We start from the raw sequence: 17,159 nt of genomic DNA on the forward strand, positions 1-17,159 counted from the left end.
TTTACCCTCTTGCCGCTAATGCGGTCACTCTGTCATAGGCCGCTCCGCTATGCAGCACATCGATGACTTGCTGCGCGTTGGCCTTCAGGTCTTCGTGTCCATGTAAACGCATCAACATGGCGACGTTGGCGGCAACGGCGGCTTCGTGAGCGGCTTCACCTTTACCTTGTAGCAAGCGCGTAAGAATGTCACGGTTTTCTTCCGGCGTGCCGCCTGCCAGCTGCTCCTGATGGTAAGGCGTCAGGCCAAAGTCGGCGGCGGTGAGCTGGTAGCTCTTGATTTCGCCATGGTTCAGTTCCGCGACCACCGTCGGCGCGTGCAGCGACACTTCATCCATACCGCCGCTATGCACCACCGCGGCGCGCTGGTAGCCCAGCACGCGCAGGGTTTCCGCAATCGGCAGCACCAGTTCCGGGCTATAGACGCCAATCAGCGCCAGCGGCGGATGAGCCGGGTTGATCAGCGGCCCAAGCACGTTAAACAGGGTGCGGGTTTTAAGCTGCTGACGGACCGGCATCGCGTGGCGGAAACCGGTGTGGTACTTCGGTGCGAACAGGAAGCAAACGCCCAGTTCATCCAGCGCCTGGCGAGATTTATCGGCATTCATATCCAGATTGATACCGAACGCCGCCAGCAGGTCGGAGGAACCGGATTTACTCGATACGCTGCGGTTACCGTGCTTCGCGACCTTCAGGCCGCAGGCGGCGGCCACAAACGCGCTGGCGGTCGAAATATTGATACTGTTGCTGCCGTCGCCGCCGGTACCGACGATGTCGGCAAACGGATAATCCGGCCGCGGGAACGGCGCGGCGTTTTCCAGCAGCGCGGTGGCGGCGCCGGCGATTTCCTGCGGATGCTCACCGCGTACTTTCATACTCACCAGCGCGGCGGCCAGCTGCTCGGGTTTGACTTCACCGCGCACCACCGCAGAGAACAGCTGATGGCTCTCCTGCTGGCTCAGGGTTTCGGCCTGGTACAGTTTTTCCAGAATCGGCTGGAGGGTGTTGGTCTGCTCCAGCTTCTGCAGCGCCCAGGCCAGGGTTTGCTCCAGCAGGCGTGCCCCTTGGGTGGTCAGAATTGACTCAGGGTGGAACTGGAAGCCGCAGACGCGATCCGCATCGTGACGCACCGCCATCACCATACCGTTGAAGTGGGCGTTGATGGTGAGTCCGGCCGGGATATTGCTGCCCACCAGCGAGTGGTAGCGGGCGACCGGCAGCGGATTGCTCAGTCCGGCAAACATCGCCTGGCCATCGTGCTCAATGCTTGATGCCTTCCCGTGAAGAATTTCACCGGCCTGACCGACGTAGCCGCCGTAGGCTTCGACAATCGCCTGATGGCCGAGGCAGATACCGATAATCGGCAGCTTGCCGCGCATGCGGGTCAGCAGCTCCGGCATGCAGCCCGCTTCGCTCGGCGTCCCCGGCCCCGGAGAAAGCATCAGTACCGGGTTTTTCATGGTGCCGATGCGCTCAATCAGCGCCTGCGCCGGGACGGAGTTGCGGTAAATCACCACGTTATGGCCGTTCGAACGCAGCTGGTCTGCCAGGTTATAGGTAAAAGAGTCGATATTATCGAGCAGCAGAATGTCGGCCATTAGAAAATCTCCTTCGCGTGGTGGGCCTGGGCGATAGCGCGCAGCACCGCGCGAGCTTTATTACGGGTTTCATCCGCTTCTGACTGGGGAACGGAGTCGAGCACGATACCGGCGCCGGCCTGCACCGTGGCGACGCCATCCTGCACGTAGGCGGAACGGATCACGATGCAGGTATCGAGGTCGCCGTGGGCGGTAAAGTAGCCCACCGCGCCGCCGTAGCTGCCGCGGCGTTTGCCTTCAGCGGCGGCGATTAGCTGCATGGCGCGCACTTTCGGCGCCCCGCTGAGGGTGCCCATATTCATACAGGCGCGGTAGGCATGCAGCACGTCAAGGTCGCGGCGCAGCTCGCCAACCACGCGGGAGACGAGGTGCATCACAAAGGAGTAGCGGTCGACTTTGGTCAGGTCGGCGACGTAGCGGCTACCCGGGGTACAGATGCGCGCGAGGTCGTTACGCGCAAGGTCGACCAGCATCAGATGCTCGGAGAGCTCTTTATGGTCGGTGCGCATCTCCAGCTCAATGCGGCTGTCGAGATCGCGATCCAGCGAACCATCCGCGCGGCGGCCGCGCGGGCGGGTACCGGCAATGGGATAGATTTCAATCTGGCGATTGGTGGCATCGTACTTGAGAGAACTCTCCGGCGACGCGCCGAAGAGGGTGAAATCGTTGTCCTGCATAAAGAACATGTACGGGCTCGGGTTGCTCTTCTTCAGCACATCATAAGCGGCCAGCGGCGACGGGCAGGGCAGCGAGAAGCGGCGCGACGGCACGACCTGAAAAATCTCGCCCGCGCGGATGGCGCGCTGCATTTTACGCACGACGGCGCCGTACTCTTCGTCGCTCTGATCGCAGTCGCAGCTCATTTCGGCAACCGTGGTCACCGGCAGCGGCGCCGGCGGCTCGTTTAGCTGCTGACGAAGCTGAGCGAGCCGCTGTAGCAGACGCTGTTTTTCGCTTTCCAGCGGCGTGAACAGGCTCGCCTGGATACGGGTGTTTTTGGTCTGATGGTCGATAACCAGCAGCGTTTCCGCCAGATAGAAGCAGTAATCCGGGCAGGCGGTATCGCTCTCCAGCGGCGGCAGGTCTTCAAAGCCAGCGACCAGGTCATAGGCGAACAGGCCGCCGAAGAACATCGCTTCGCGCTCCTCCTGCGGGACGGTTATCAGATCCTGCAGCAGGCGAAAAGCGTCGAATACCGAAAGTGAACACAGGCGAGCATCTTCATCCAACAGCGCGCTGACCGGTGGGAAGGTTAATACCCGGCTATTTGGCTGACGCTGGTTATCGATGCCGGATGGCAGCGCGCTATCCAGCAGTTCGAGTAACGCCGTACCGTTGGCGGAAAATGCGTGAATAGTGACAGCGTCACCTAGTGCGGTAATGCGCAGCGCGCTATCCACCAGCAGCAGGCTCTTTAAATCATCCTTACTGTCGATATCCGCGGATTCCAGCAGCAGGGTGGCTGGACGCGCGCCGCATAGCTGGTGGAACAGCGCCGTGGGGTTTTCCCGATAGATGGCGTCGCTGGTGAGAAGCTCGAGTGCCGGTTTTGATGTTTGCATTATTGTTGTCGCCTGTTCGCTATAATAATTTGTCCAATAAAAAGCCCGCTCATTGGCGGGCCGGGTATCTGTATGCTGAGTGCAAAACGCGATCACGCCGCCCGATAACAGGAGGTGCGCCACCAGCCGTGCAGAGTGATGAATTGCGTTTTCATTGTTGATACCCCTTCATGTGAACTTGCGTACTAGTTAACTAGTCCGAGGGATTAAAGTCAACCCCTGTTTGCAGATTTTCTCTATCAGTCGGTATGATAATGCGCTTATTACTATCCTTAATCACTTAAGCTGCAGAACCACAGTCAATCTGCCTGTGACTTAAAGTATGACGGGTACCGGTTCATGTCCAGCAGGAGTCATCTTGAGCAACACCAATTACGCAGTGATTTACGACCTGCACAGCCATACCATCGCCTCTGACGGGCGTCTGACTCCAGAAGAACTTGTCCATCGCGCCCACCAGATGCGCGTCGGCACCCTGGCGATTACCGACCACGATACCGTGGCGGCAATTCCCGCGGCTCAGCGTGAAATTGAACGTGCCGGTTTACCGTTGGCGCTGATTACCGGGGTGGAAATTTCCACGCTGTGGGAAAATCATGAAATTCATATTGTCGGGCTGAATATCGATATCCACCATCCGGCGATGACCGCGCTGCTCGATGAACAGAAAGCGCGTCGCCAGATGCGGGGTCAGCAGATCGCCGAGCGGCTGGAAAAAGCGCGGATCCCTGGCGCCTGGGAAGGGGCGCTGAAGCTGGCGGACGGCGGTGCGGTGACGCGCGGCCATTTTGCCCGTTTTCTGGTGGAGGCCGGCTATGCCAACAATATGGCTGACGTATTTAAGAAGTATCTGGCGCGCGGGAAAACCGGTTACGTTCCGCCTCAGTGGTGTACAATAAAACAAGCGATTGATGTCATTCATCATTCTGGCGGTAAAGCGGTCATTGCCCATCCCGGGCGCTACGATCTCTCCGCCAAGTGGTTAAAACGGCTGTTGGCCCATTTTAGCGAGCAGGGGGGCGATGCGATGGAGGTGGCGCAGTGTCAGCAGGCGCCTCACGAGCGCGCACAGCTTGCCGCTTACGCCGTGCAGTATGGCCTGGATGCCTCGCAGGGGTCTGATTTTCATCAGCCCTGCCCGTGGATCGAACTGGGCCGCAAACTTTGGCTACCCGCGGGCGTGGAAGGGATCTGGCGCAGTTGGGAAGTGGCCGTAGAACAAAATTGAGAGGGAAGTATGAGCCAGTTTTTTTATATCCATCCGGAAAATCCACAGGCGCGGTTAATTAACCAGGCGGTGGACATTGTGCGTAAAGGCGGGGTCATCGTCTATCCGACCGACTCCGGCTACGCGTTAGGCTGCAAAATTGAAGATAAAGGCGCGATGGAGAGGATTTGCCGGATCCGTAATCTGCCAAACGGCCACAACTTCACCCTGATGTGCCGCGATTTGTCCGAACTGTCGACCTATTCATTCGTTGATAACGTGGCCTTTCGTCTGATTAAAAACAATACCCCGGGTAACTACACGTTTATCCTCAAGGGCACCAAAGAAGTTCCGCGCCGTCTGCTGCAGGATAAGCGTAAGACCATCGGTATGCGCGTGCCGTCCAACCCGATTGCGCAAATGCTGCTGGAAACGTTGGGCGAGCCGATGCTCTCCACTTCGTTGATGCTGCCGGGAAGCGACTTTACCGAATCCGACCCGGAAGAGATCAAAGATCGTCTGGAGAAGCAGGTTGACCTGATTATTCACGGCGGCTATCTGGGCCAGCAGCCGACCACGGTTATCGACCTCACTGAAGATGCGCCGGTTGTGGTGCGTGAAGGCGTGGGGGACGTAACGCCGTTCCTGTAATGACGTCTGTTTCCATGGAAGGAATCGTCATGTAATGAATACCCGCTCGCCGCTTTTATTTGCCGCCGTTCAACGCGGCGCAATGCCGCGCGCCTTTTGATGGTTCATCCTCTGCAAAAGACCCTATTGTGCTACCTGGCTTCCATCAGCGCGCCATGCGCCCGGACGGAGGTGCGCGGTAAGTTGTGCTATGCTCGTAACGCAAAGAAGCATTCATCTTAAAGTTCGTGTACCATGTTCGCCCACGCGAGAAGGCGTGTCTCTGTTATGTCTGCTGTAGCAACATAGATAACGGCACGCGCTGATGCAAAAAAATTTTACAGAACAGGGTGTTAGGTTTCATTTTGCCTCGCGCCCTGTTTTTCGAAGTATACCAGACGCCTGGGAAGGCGACACCTTAAGGAAGCTCAATGAGCGAGAAATTACAAAAAGTGCTGGCCCGCGCTGGCCACGGCTCCCGCCGTGAAATCGAAGCCAAAATCGAAGCTGGCCGCGTCAGCGTCGATGGCAAAATCGCCACGCTTGGCGATCGCGTTGAAATTGTCCCGGGTTTAAAAATTCGCATCGACGGTCATCTGATTTCGGTGAAAGAGTCTGCGGAACAGATTTGTCGCGTGCTGGCTTACTACAAGCCGGAAGGCGAACTCTGTACCCGTAACGACCCGGAAGGGCGACCGACGGTGTTCGATCGTCTGCCAAAGCTGCGCGGCGCGCGCTGGATTGCCGTCGGTCGTCTTGACGTCAACACCTGCGGCCTGCTGCTGTTTACCACCGACGGTGAACTGGCGAACCGCCTGATGCACCCGAGCCGCGAAGTGGAACGTGAATACGCGGTGCGCGTATTTGGCCAGATAGATGATGACAAGCTGCGCCAGCTCTCTCGCGGCGTGCAGCTGGAAGACGGCCCGGCGGCGTTCAAAACCATCAAGTTTACCGGTGGCGAAGGGATTAACCAGTGGTACAACGTCACGCTGACCGAAGGCCGTAACCGCGAAGTTCGCCGCCTGTGGGAAGCCGTTGGCGTACAGGTCAGCCGCCTGATCCGCGTGCGCTACGGCGATATTCTGCTGCCGAAAGGCCTGCCGCGCGGCGGCTACACCGAGCTGGACCTGGCGCAAACCAACTACCTACGCGAACTGGTTGAGCTTACGCCGGAAACCACCTCTAAGGTCGCCGTCGAAAAAGATCGCCGTCGCATGAAGGCAAATCAGATTCGCCGCGCGGTTAAGCGCCACAGCCAGGTGAGCAATAATAATAACAACCGTCGTTCCAGCAGCCGTAATAACGGTAACGGTTAATTATTCCAGTTCCGGCGGTCACCGCCGGAATTCTCCCTCCTGTGACTCCTTTCACACTTCTGCATAAAGACAAAAAACAGGAAATGCCCGGACAAATAACGCAAAGCGGTGCGCCAGGCGACGCCATATACTGAGGCCACTGATTACATTAACAGGTAGCCTAAAATGGAAACAGCAGGAAAACTTTCGGCAAGCTATGTGGTTATCGGCGTTAAAGAAAAAATAGGGTATGGTTTTGGCGATTTCGCTTCTAATTTATCCTTCGGCTTCGTTTCTCTGTTTTTACTTTTTTTCTATACCAATATTTACGGCATTAGCGCCGTACAGGCGAGCCTGATCTTTGTTATTGCCCGCGTGGTTGATGCGGCCTTTAATATTCTGATTGGTTTTGCCATCGACAAAACCCACAGCCGCTACGGTAAGCTTCGTCCCTGGTTGTTGTATGGTTCAATTCCGCTCGGCTTCTTAACGGTGCTCTGCTTTGTGCCTTTCGGCGGTGAGGCGAAATTCTACTTCGCACTGATTTCCTATACTATTTATTGCCTGGCCTATACGGCGGTAAATACGCCTTATTCGGCGCTGACCAACCGTTTAACCCAGCATGAAGCCTCCCGCTCATCGCTGTCGGTATACCGGTTTGTCCTGGCGATTGTTGGCTATCTGATTGTGTCCACTACCGCGGACAGGCTGATTTCCCCGTTTAGCGATAAGCAGCTGGGATACGTCTTCGCCGTCTCTTGCTTTGCGCTGCTGGCGACGTTTTTGTTCCTTGCCTGCTTCGGGATGACCAAAGAGCGCGTTGGTGAAGAAGAGGAAGATACTCCGGCGCCAACGCTGCGGGAAATGTTGAAGGCGGTGGCAGGCAACGCGCCGCTAATTAACCTCTCCATGTTCACCGTCTTTTTTTATATTGCCTATACCGTGTGGATGGCGATCGCTATTTACTTTATCAAATATATAATTGGTAGCGAAGGTTTTACTTCCACCTTCTTTATGATTCAGTCGGCGGCTTATATTGTCGGTACCGTTATTTCGGAAAAAATCATTGCGCTGATTGGTAAAAAGAAAATGACGCTGGTGGCGCTGTCGATCGGCGTTGCGGGCGTACTGATGCAATATTTTATCGCTGGCGACAATATCTGGCTGATCATGACCGGCGTGTGTCTGTACAGTATTACGCTGGGGATGGGTTTTGTTTCAATGTGGTCAATGATTGCCGATACCGTGGAATATGCCGAGTGGCACCATGGGGTGCGCACCGAAGGCGCAATTTACGGTTTCTTTAATTTCATTACCAAAATAGCGATGGCCATCGGCGGCGGCTGCGCGGGCTGGATGCTGGACTATTACCACTATGACGCGGGCAACATTACCGCCAGCGCAATTAACGGCATTAACGTACTGATGACGCTATTTCCCGGCGCGATGTTTGCCCTCAGCGCACTGTTTGTCGCCTGCTATTCGCTGGATGAAAAAACCTATCGCGATATTGTGCAAAAAATCAGCCTGCGCAAACAGAACGCGCTTTAACCTCAGGGAGCCAGAGAGATGAATAACGATTTTAACACCACCCTCGCCGCGATGAGCGCGGAAGAAAAAGTGGCGCTGCTGACCGGCAGCGGCCTGTGGCGGACGGCCTCGCTGCCGCAGCACGGTATCGAAGATATCATTATGACCGACGGCACCTACGGCGTGCGCTACAGCAGCGCGCAGATTGATGGCCGGGAAAAGTGGAGCATGGATGATTTTATCTCAGTCATCACCCAAACCGCAGATCAGGCCAGCGCGGAAGAGCCCGCCGCGAAAGGGGGGAGTGAAGCGCTATTCAGCACTTCGCTACCGGCGACCTGCTTTCCTAATGGTTCCAGCCTGGCCTGCAGCTGGGACGTGGAGCTGGTGCATCAGATGGGGGAAGCGCTGGGGCGGGAGTGTCAGCAAATGGGCGTCGGGATCCTGCTCGGGCCGGGGATTAACATTCGCCGTACGCCGCTGGCCGGGCGAGGATATGAATATTACGCCGAAGACCCGGTGGTCAGCGGCGATATTGCCGCTGCGCTGATCAACGGCCTGCAGCAGGAGGGGGTTGGCGCCAGCCTGAAACACTTTGCGGCGAACAACTCGGAGTACCGCCGCACGGAAATGGATTCGATTATTGAAGAACGGGCGCTGCGGGAAATCTATCTGGCGGGTTTCCAGCGCGCGATTGCGAAATCCCGGCCGTGGACGGTGATGTCTTCCTACAATCGTCTTAACGGCGTGCAAACCTCCCAGGATCCGTTTTTGCTCACTCAGGTTTTGCGCGATGAGTGGGGATATGAAGGGCTGGTGATGTCCGACTGGTACGGTATTAAAGATCGCCCCGCATCGCTGATGGCGGGTAACGATCTGGCGATGCCCGAAACCCGCCGCGATAAACAAACTCTGCTGGCGGCGATTGAAGCCGGAGAGGTGCCGATGGAGGTGGTGGACCGCGCCTGTCTCCGCATGCTGGAACTGCTCGACAAGGTCCAGCGCCATCGCCGCCCGCAAACGCGAGCCGATTTTACGGCGCACCACGCGCTGGCGCAGCGGCTTGCCGGTGAATCCATTGTCTTGCTGAAAAATGAAGATAATCTGCTGCCGCTGCGTCCGGAGAAAACGCCGCGCGTCGCGGTGCTGGGTAAACCGGCTCAGGAGCCGGTGATCCAGGGGTCCGGATGCGCGACCACGGTGCCGTATCTGCTCGATCGGCCGCTGGATGAAATTTTCGACCTCGCCGGCGACGACTTCAGCGTCTCTTGGGCCGTGGGCGCGCCGGACGATCTGCGCTGCGATGAACAGGCGCTGGCGCAGGCCTGCCGCGTCGCGCAGGAGGCCGACGTGGCGGTGATCTTCGTCAGCACCGCCGTAGGTGAAGATGGCGAAAACGGCGATCGTCAGGATCTGCATATTCTGCCGGTGCACGAACGGTTAATTCGCGAAGTGGCGACGGTCCAGCCGAATATCGTGGTGGTGCTGGCGAATAGCGATGCGGTGGTGATGCCGTGGCTCGGCGAGTGCAAAGCGCTGCTGGAAACGTTCTTTGCCGGGCAAGGGATGGGGCGCGCGGTGGCGGAAATCCTCTTCGGCCAGCGTAACCCCTGCGGCAAACTGACGGTAACGGTGCCTAATTCCCTGGAGGAAACGCCGGCCTGGCTGCACTATCCGGGCGAAAACCTGCGTCATCATTACGGAGAAGGGCTTTTTGTCGGCTATCGCTATTATGATAAACGTCGTATGACGCCGCAGTTTCCGTTTGGCTTTGGCTTAAGCTATACCCGGTTTGCGTACGATAATATCGCGCTGTCAGCCTGCCGTGCAGGCGCAGGCGAGACGCTTACCGTGTCGTTCGACCTGACCAACTGCGGAGAGTATGCGGGCAAAGAGATCGTCCAGCTGTACGTTAGCGCGCCGAAGGGGGAGCTGATTCGCGAAGTGCAGTCATTAAAAGCGTTCAGCAAAGTGGCGCTGGCCGCCGGAGAGACCCGTCGCGTGAGCCTGCAGCTGCCCATTGGCGAGCTGGCCTGCTATCATCCGGGCCTGGGTGATTGGGTCGTGACGCCGGGCATCTGGCAGGTTCGCGTCGGCGCCTCATCCAGGGATCTGCCGTTGATCGCGGAGATTGAGGTAGATTGTCCGCAGCGGTACGTCCCGCTGCGCGATGATAACTCTCTACAACAGCTGATCCAGCAGCCGGAGGCCTTTGCCCGCGTAGTGAAGCTGATTGCCGATAAGAGCCAGATGCCGGCGGAGCAGGTGCGTGAAAAACTGATTCGCCTGGCGCCGGATCTGTTCTGCGGGCTGCTGATTGCGCTGACCGAATTCCTGGCGCTGGATATCGAACGCGACGAGCTTAACGCCGTGCTGGCCGGCGCTCATCATTGCCAATGACAGGAGAGTGCGCATGTTTCCTTTTTCAGTGACTCACCCTCGTTCGGTCACCCAGAGCGGACGACAAACGGCGAACAGCGGCTACGAGCTGATTGCCTTTGACGCGGAGAAGCTGAACGTGTTTGCCGCGGAGGTTCGCTACTGCGAGCCTCACTGGCATCCGGCTCCGGAGCTGATTACCGTGCTGGCGGGGCGATTTACCCTTGTCGTCGGCCAGCAAAGCCTGGAGCTGGCGCAGGGAGACATGCTGTATATCAATGCCGAAGAGGTCCATTCGCTGAGCGCCGAGGAGGCGGGCAGCCAGCTGCTCACCGTACAGTTTTCCCCCGGCCTGTTTGATGAACTTCATCCCTCGCCGCAGCTGGACTGGAGTACCTGCGGACGACCTTACTCTCCGGCAGACAGCGAGGTACGCCAGCGGCTGGCGAGGCTACTGGAACAGCTGATCGATAACCACGCGCCATTTCAGCGTATCGCAGCGATTTATCTGCTGCTGGATGCGGTCGTCTCCGCCGGCAAGCCGACGCGGCGCGCCGAAAGCTCGCTGCGCGACGAGGCGATGATCAAAAAAGGCATTGATTTTATCAATCAACACTTTGATCAGCCGCTGACGCTGAGCGAGGTCGCCTGCCATAGCGGGATGAGCTACTCCTGGTTCTCGCGGCTGTTCAAAAAGGTGAGCCGGTATAATTTTAAAGAGTATCTGACGCTGGTGCGGCTAAATAAAGCCCGCACCCTGCTGCGCGATACCCGCACTCCCATCACGGAGATTAGCCACAGCTGCGGCTTTCAGGAACACAAGTATCTGATCGCCGCCTTTAATAAATACTGCGGCGTCACGCCAACCGAATACCGCAAGCGCTTCGTCTCGCGGCAAAATATGCGCGAAAGCGAACTGGCGCTGGGGGAGGATTGCCTGTGCCTGCCGCTGAATCATGCGCTGCTCGAGCGGCTGGCGGCTAGTAGTCGATCCCCATCTGCGCTTTGATTCCGGCGTCAAAGGCGTGCTTCACCGGACGCAGCTCGCTGACGGTATCGGCCAGTTCGGTAATCTCACGGTGGCAGCCGCGGCCGGTAATAATCACCGTCTGGTGCGCCGGGCGGTTGCGCAGCGCGGTAAGCACCTCTTCCAGCGGCAGGTAATCATAAGCCACCATGTAGGTTAGCTCGTCCAGCAAAACGAGGTCGAGGCTTTCATCAGCCAGCATGCGGCGCCCGTGCTCCCAGACCGCGAGGCAGGCGGCGGTGTCGCTTTCGCGATCCTGCGTATTCCAGGTAAAACCGGTCGCCATCACCTGAAACTCAACGCCGTGCGGCTCAAGCAGGTTGCGCTCGCCGTTTGGCCAGGTACCTTTAATAAACTGTACGACGGCGGCTTTTTTACCGTGCCCGACGGCGCGGGTGACGGTGCCAAAAGCGGCGGTGGTTTTGCCTTTACCGTTGCCGGTAAAGACGATCACGATGCCGCGCTCTTCCTGCGCGGCGGCGACGCGAGCGTCAACTTTATCTTTTACCCGCTGCTGGCGTTCGCGGTGGCGTTCATCACTCATTGTGCGATTCCTGGTTTGCGGCCCGGCTGGGCGTCAAAGGTCATTCCCGTTTTGCGACGACTGTCGTCGCCCATCAGCCACAGGTAAACCGGCATGATATCAGCGGGGGTTTTCAATTTTTGCGGATCTTCCGTCGGGAACGCATTGGCGCGCATTTTGGTGCGGGTGCCGCCTGGGTTAATGCAGTTGACCCGCAGATGACGGTTCTGATACTCCTCGGCCAGCACCTGCATCATGCCCTCAGTGGCGAATTTCGACGCGGCGTAAGCGCCCCAGTTCGCGCGTCCCTGGCGGCCGACGCTGGAAGAGGTAAAGACCAGCGAACCCGATTCGGATTTAAGTAATAAAGGAAGCAGCGCCTGGGTGAGCATAAAGGTGCCGTTCACGTTCACCTGCATCACCTGCTGCCATACTTCCGGCTTTTGTTGATCCATCGGGCACACGTCGCCCAACAGACCCGCGTTGTGCAGCACCCCGTCGAGGCGCGGGTAGTGGATGGCTATCTTCTGCGCCAGCTGCTGGCACTCCTGCGGCGTGCAGGTTAACAGGTCGAGAGTAAACCAGCGGGCGGGAATGCCGCCCGCCTGCTGTATTTCGTGCGCGACGCTGCGCAGCTTTTCTTCATTGCGGCCGACCAGGATAACGCTGGCGCTATAGCGGGAATAGGTCAGGGCGGCTTCACGGCCAATGCCGTCGCTGGCGCCGGTAACCAGGATGATGCGGTCCTGTAACAGGTGACGTTGCGGTTGATAGTGCACGGCGACTCCTCGGGCGATCTGCTGACGATCGCGCTTGCTGTTCGGTATCTCACTTTTGCGCTTTATGCCTGAAAGCGCCCGCTATTGCAATCGGCGAAGCGGAAACTCTTCGCGGAATTAATATCTTGCAACGATTTCATCGTCGCTGAAAAAAACAGGAAGGCGCCTCGCGTGCGACACAAAGCACAAAGACTTCTCGCCGACGGCTGATGTACACTGTGCGCCAACGTCAGCGGTTTACACAAGGTGAAAACGTGGAATTACTTGCTCAATATGGCCTGTTTTTGGCCAAAATCGCGACCATCGTTGTCGCAATTGCGGTTATCGTCGCCATTATTGTTAACCTGACTCAGCGCAAAAAACAGCGCGGCGAGCTGCGGGTCACCAATCTTAGCGAGCAATATAAGGAGATGAAGGAAGAGCTGGCGGTTTCGTTGCTCGATGGGCCGCAGCAGAAGCTGTGGCATAAAGCGCAAAAGAAAAAGCTCAAGCAGGAAGCAAAGGCGTCAAAGGCGCGGGCGAAGCTCGGCACACCAGAGCCGGACGTCAAACCGCGCGTCTGGGTGCTGGATTTTAAAGGCAGTATGGATGCCCATGAAGTCAGCAGCCTGCGCGAAGAAATCACCGCCGTTCTGGCGGCGGCAAAAGCGCGCGACCAGGTCGTCATTCGCCTTGAAAGCCCAGGCGGCGTGGTTCACGGTTACGGCCTGGCGGCTTCGCAGCTGCAGCGCCTGCGCGACAAGCAGATCCCGCTAACGGTCGCGGTCGATAAAGTCGCGGCCAGCGGCGGCTATATGATGGCCTGCGTGGCGAACAGAATCGTCAGTGCACCCTTTGCTATCCTGGGCTCTATTGGCGTTGTGGCGCAAATTCCCAACATCAATCGCTTCCTGAAAAATAAAGATATCGACATTGAGCTACATACGGCCGGGCAGTACAAACGCACCCTGACGATGCTGGGTGAAAATACCGAAGAAGGGCGGCAGAAATTTCGCGAAGACCTCAACGATACTCATCGGCTGTTCAAAGATTTTGTCCACCAGATGCGCCCCGGGCTGGATATCGAGCAGGTAGCGACGGGTGAACACTGGTACGGCGTTCAGGCGCTGGAAAAAGGCCTTGTGGACGCGGTGGAAACCAGCGATGAACTTCTGCTGGGGCTGATGGATAAGCACGAGGTTATCAGCGTGCGCTATCAGCAGCGTAAGAAAATGCTCGAGCGGTTTACCGGCAGCGCGGCGGAAAGCGCCGATAAACTTCTGCTGCGCTGGTGGCAGCGCGGGCAAAAGCCGCTGATGTAAACAAACAACGCGAGGCTTCGGCCTCGCGTTGTTGTCATGGCCCTGCAGGCAGCGGTTAATCCGCCAGGTGGTACTTATCAGACAGCTCGTGTGCGAGGTATTTAAACATATTAAATACCGCCGTACTCTTCGCCGTTGGCAGACCCTGCTCGTCAAGATAGAACTCGCCGCTGAACACCAGCACGCCGTTACGCTGAACGACGTCGGTGGCCTCGATCCCGGCTAACGTATCTTCATGTTCGCGAATGAGTTTGTTGGCTTTTTCCAGAAGCGTCTGGCGATCGATGGGTTGGGTTGTACCTTGCATAAATGCCTCCTGTGTTTCTTCGCGGCTAGTCTACGCCGCGCGGCGGCGAGGGGCAAATTTTCCATTGATCTTGCAGGGGTAATCGCAGAAGCCTAATAAACATCAGTTTAGTGGCGGGATTTGCTTTTGCATGCTAATAAAGTTGCGTAACGAATTTTATCAGGTACAGTGTGACGCTTTCAGCGATCTGGCAACAGATTTGCTTGACATTCGGCCAAAAATTATTCGTGCTATGTCGCCTGGCGAGAAAACGCCAGCAAACTCAGCTATCTGGTTTTATGGATGCGAAACCGGTGCAAGGGGTTGATATCCATCGATAACGACGCAACATAGGTTGTGACGTGTCGCCAGTGGATGGTGAATCAATGTGCGATGTATTCCTGGATGAATCAAATTAGGTAAAGGTGAATATGGGTAAAGCTCTCGTTATCGTTGAGTCCCCGGCAAAAGCCAAAACGATCAATAAGTATCTGGGTAATGACTACGTGGTTAAGTCCAGCGTCGGTCATATCCGCGATTTGCCGACCAGTGGCTCAGCTTCCAAAAAGAGCGCCGACTCTACCTCCACCAAAGGGGCTAAAAAGCCTAAGAAGGATGAACGCGGCGCTCTGGTCAACCGTATGGGCGTGGACCCGTGGCATGACTGGAATGCGCACTATGAAATACTCCCGGGTAAAGAAAAGGTCGTTTCTGAACTCAAACAGCTGGCGGAAAAAGCTGACCACATCTATCTCGCAACCGACCTTGACCGCGAAGGGGAAGCCATCGCATGGCACCTGCGGGAAGTTATCGGCGGTGATGAACAGCGCTATAGCCGCGTGGTGTTCAACGAGATCACGAAGAATGCGATTCGTCAGGCTTTCGAAAAGCCGGGCGAACTGAATATTGACCGTGTCAACGCTCAGCAGGCGCGCCGTTTTATGGATCGCGTGGTGGGCTACATGGTCTCTCCACTGCTGTGGAAAAAAATTGCCCGCGGTCTGTCAGCAGGCCGCGTCCAGTCGGTTGCGGTGCGTCTGGTGGTCGAGCGCGAGCGCGAAATTAAAGCGTTCGTTCCGGAAGAGTACTGGGAAGTTGACGCCAGCACCACGACCCCTGGCGGCGATGCGTTACCGCTGCAGGTCACGCATAACGGCGATAAGCCGTTCCGTCCGGTAAACCGTGATGAAACCATGGCGGCGGTCGCGCTGCTTGAGAAAGCCAGCTACAGCGTGCTGGAGCGTGAAGATAAGCCGACCAGCAGCAAGCCGGGCGCGCCGTTTATCACCTCCACGCTGCAGCAGGCCGCCAGCACGCGTCTTGGCTTCGGCGTGAAGAAAACCATGATGATGGCGCAGCGTCTCTACGAAGCGGGCCACATTACCTATATGCGTACCGACTCGACGAACCTGAGCCAGGACGCGCTGAGCATGGTGCGCGGCTACATTGGCGACAACTTCGGTAAGAAATATCTGCCGGAGAGCGCGAATCAGTACGCCAGCAAAGAAAACTCGCAGGAAGCGCACGAGGCGATTCGTCCATCCGACGTCAACGTGCTGGCCGAAACGTTAAAAGATATGGAATCTGATGCGCAGAAACTGTATCAGCTGATCTGGCGCCAGTTTGTCGCCTGTCAGATGACGCCTGCGCAGTACGACTCCACCACGCTGACGGTGAAAGCCGGCGATTTCAAACTGAAAGCCCGCGGCCGTACGCTGCGCTTTGACGGCTGGACCAAAGTAATGCCAGCCCTGCGTAAAGGCGATGAAGACCGTACTTTACCGATGGTCAATAAGGGCGACAGCCTGAGCCTGGTCGAGCTTACCCCTGCGCAGCACTTTACCAAGCCGCCGGCGCGTTTTAGCGAAGCCTCGCTGGTTAAAGAGCTGGAAAAACGCGGCATCGGTCGTCCGTCCACCTATGCGTCGATCATTTCGACCATTCAGGATCGCGGCTACGTGCGGGTGGAAAACCGCCGCTTCTATGCGGAAAAGATGGGCGAAATCGTCACCGATCGTCTGGAAGAGAACTTCCGCGATCTGATGAACTATGATTTCACCGCGCAGATGGAAGACCGCCTCGACCAGGTGGCTAACCATCAGGCCGAGTGGAAGCAGGTCCTCGACAGCTTCTTCGGAGACTTTACCTCGCAGCTGCAGACGGCAGAGAAAGATCCGGAAGAGGGCGGCATGCAGCCGAACCCAATGGTGCTGACCACCATCGACTGCCCAACCTGCGGGCGCAAGATGGGGATCCGTACCGCCAGCACCGGCGTATTCCTCGGCTGCTCGGGCTACGCGCTGTCGCCAAAAGAGCGCTGTAAAACCACCATTAACCTGGTGCCGGAAAACGAAGTGCTCAACGTGCTGGAAGGCGATGACGCTGAAACCAACGCGCTGCGCGCTAAACGCCGCTGTAAAAAATGCGGCACGGCGATGGACAGCTACCTCATCGATCCGAAGCGCAAGCTGCACGTCTGCGGTAATAACCCGACCTGCGATGGCTACGAAATCGAAGAGGGCGAGTTCCGCATCAAGGGCTATGACGGCCCGATCGTTGAGTGTGAAAAATGTGGCTCCGAAATGCACCTGAAGATGGGGCGTTTTGGTAAGTATATGGCCTGCACCAACGACGAGTGTAAAAACACCCGTAAGATCCTGCGTAACGGGGAAGTGGCGCCGCCGAAAGAAGATCCGGTGCCGCTGCCGGAGCTGCCGTGCGAGAAATCGGACGCTTACTTTGTTCTGCGCGATGGCGCGGCGGGCGTCTTCCTGGCCGCCAACACCTTCCCGAAATCGCGCGAAACCCGCGCGCCGCTCGTGGAAGAGCTCTACCGCTTCCGCGACCGCCTGGCGGAGAAGCTGCGCTATCTGGCCGATGCGCCGCAGCAGGATCCGGAAGGCAACAAAACGATGGTGCGTTTTAGCCGCAAAACTAAGCAGCAGTACGTTGCCTCAGAGAAAGACGGCAAAGCCACCGGCTGGTCAGCTTTCTATATAGATGGCAAATGGACTGAAGCAAAGAAGTAACTGCTATCATC

The 17,159-nt window shown here is 57.3% G+C and carries 13 protein-coding genes and 1 other annotated feature; of the genes, 8 read left to right on the forward strand and 5 right to left on the reverse strand.

What is annotated here, in order from left to right:
• Nucleotide 1 precedes the first annotated feature (1 nt).
• Both trpD and BJF97_RS12680 read right to left on the reverse strand, forming a co-directional pair.
• Nucleotides 2-1,597: a bifunctional anthranilate synthase glutamate amidotransferase component TrpG/anthranilate phosphoribosyltransferase TrpD gene (trpD, locus tag BJF97_RS12675; protein ID WP_004850135.1), complete on the reverse strand. Its 1,596-nt coding sequence runs from the start codon at nt 1,595-1,597 to the stop codon at nt 2-4.
• Nucleotides 1,597-3,159 (reverse strand): anthranilate synthase component 1, encoded by a 1,563-nt coding sequence (locus BJF97_RS12680; RefSeq protein WP_032692734.1) that lies wholly within the window; start codon nt 3,157-3,159, stop codon nt 1,597-1,599. Before BJF97_RS12680 ends, trpD begins: the two co-directional genes overlap by 1 nt.
• A 35-nt stretch (nt 3,160-3,194) precedes the next feature.
• Nucleotides 3,195-3,290, reverse strand: a sequence feature (Trp leader region).
• Nucleotides 3,291-3,517: 227 nt separating this feature from the next.
• Here BJF97_RS12680 and rnm point away from each other — a divergent pair.
• The 6 genes from rnm to BJF97_RS12710 all read left to right on the forward strand — a co-directional run bounded on the left by rnm (nt 3,518) and on the right by BJF97_RS12710 (nt 11,212).
• Nucleotides 3,518-4,387 (forward strand): RNase RNM, encoded by an 870-nt coding sequence (rnm, locus tag BJF97_RS12685; protein WP_014229007.1) that lies wholly within the window; start codon nt 3,518-3,520, stop codon nt 4,385-4,387.
• A gap of 9 nt (nt 4,388-4,396) precedes the next feature.
• Complete coding sequence (locus tag BJF97_RS12690; protein WP_004850139.1) at nt 4,397-5,017, forward strand: L-threonylcarbamoyladenylate synthase; 621 nt, start codon at nt 4,397-4,399, stop codon at nt 5,015-5,017.
• A gap of 410 nt (nt 5,018-5,427) precedes the next feature.
• Nucleotides 5,428-6,315 carry a 23S rRNA pseudouridine(2605) synthase RluB gene (rluB, locus tag BJF97_RS12695; protein WP_004121268.1) on the forward strand — a complete coding sequence of 296 codons (888 nt, stop codon included), beginning with the start codon at nt 5,428-5,430 and terminating at the stop codon, nt 6,313-6,315.
• 165 nt (nt 6,316-6,480) lie between these two features.
• The gene (locus BJF97_RS12700; RefSeq protein WP_032692733.1) at nt 6,481-7,845 is read left to right on the forward strand and encodes an MFS transporter; all 1,365 of its coding nucleotides are present in this window, start codon (nt 6,481-6,483) and stop codon (nt 7,843-7,845) included.
• 18 nt (nt 7,846-7,863) lie between these two features.
• Nucleotides 7,864-10,224: a beta-glucosidase family protein gene (locus BJF97_RS12705; protein WP_032692732.1), complete on the forward strand. Its 2,361-nt coding sequence runs from the start codon at nt 7,864-7,866 to the stop codon at nt 10,222-10,224.
• Nucleotides 10,225-10,237: 13 nt separating this feature from the next.
• Nucleotides 10,238-11,212 carry a helix-turn-helix transcriptional regulator gene (locus BJF97_RS12710; RefSeq protein WP_032692731.1) on the forward strand — a complete coding sequence of 325 codons (975 nt, stop codon included), beginning with the start codon at nt 10,238-10,240 and terminating at the stop codon, nt 11,210-11,212.
• Here BJF97_RS12710 and cobO read toward each other — a convergent pair.
• Nucleotides 11,184-11,774, reverse strand: coding sequence for a cob(I)yrinic acid a,c-diamide adenosyltransferase (gene cobO / locus BJF97_RS12715; RefSeq protein WP_004850148.1), 591 nt, complete (start codon nt 11,772-11,774; stop codon nt 11,184-11,186). The genes BJF97_RS12710 and cobO overlap by 29 nt on opposite strands.
• Nucleotides 11,771-12,532, reverse strand: a complete 762-nt coding sequence (locus BJF97_RS12720; protein WP_014229011.1) for a YciK family oxidoreductase — start codon at nt 12,530-12,532, stop codon at nt 11,771-11,773. Before BJF97_RS12720 ends, cobO begins: the two co-directional genes overlap by 4 nt.
• 254 nt (nt 12,533-12,786) lie before the next feature.
• Here BJF97_RS12720 and sohB point away from each other — a divergent pair, with 254 nt between their 5' ends.
• Entirely contained in the window at nt 12,787-13,833 is a 1,047-nt protein-coding gene (sohB, locus tag BJF97_RS12725) for a protease SohB (protein ID WP_004850151.1), read from the forward strand.
• A gap of 55 nt (nt 13,834-13,888) precedes the next feature.
• Here sohB and BJF97_RS12730 read toward each other — a convergent pair whose 3' ends face one another.
• The gene (locus BJF97_RS12730) at nt 13,889-14,140 is read right to left on the reverse strand and encodes a YciN family protein (RefSeq protein ID WP_004101388.1); all 252 of its coding nucleotides are present in this window, start codon (nt 14,138-14,140) and stop codon (nt 13,889-13,891) included.
• Between the two features lie 410 nt (nt 14,141-14,550).
• On the opposite strand from BJF97_RS12730, the gene topA reads away from it, so the two are divergent.
• Nucleotides 14,551-17,148 carry a type I DNA topoisomerase gene (gene topA / locus BJF97_RS12735; RefSeq protein WP_014229012.1) on the forward strand — a complete coding sequence of 866 codons (2,598 nt, stop codon included), beginning with the start codon at nt 14,551-14,553 and terminating at the stop codon, nt 17,146-17,148.
• The last annotated feature ends 11 nt before the right edge of the window (nt 17,149-17,159 follow it).

The organism is Klebsiella sp. LTGPAF-6F (assembly GCF_001753185.1).
GTDB classification, from domain to species: domain Bacteria; phylum Pseudomonadota; class Gammaproteobacteria; order Enterobacterales; family Enterobacteriaceae; genus Klebsiella; species Klebsiella michiganensis.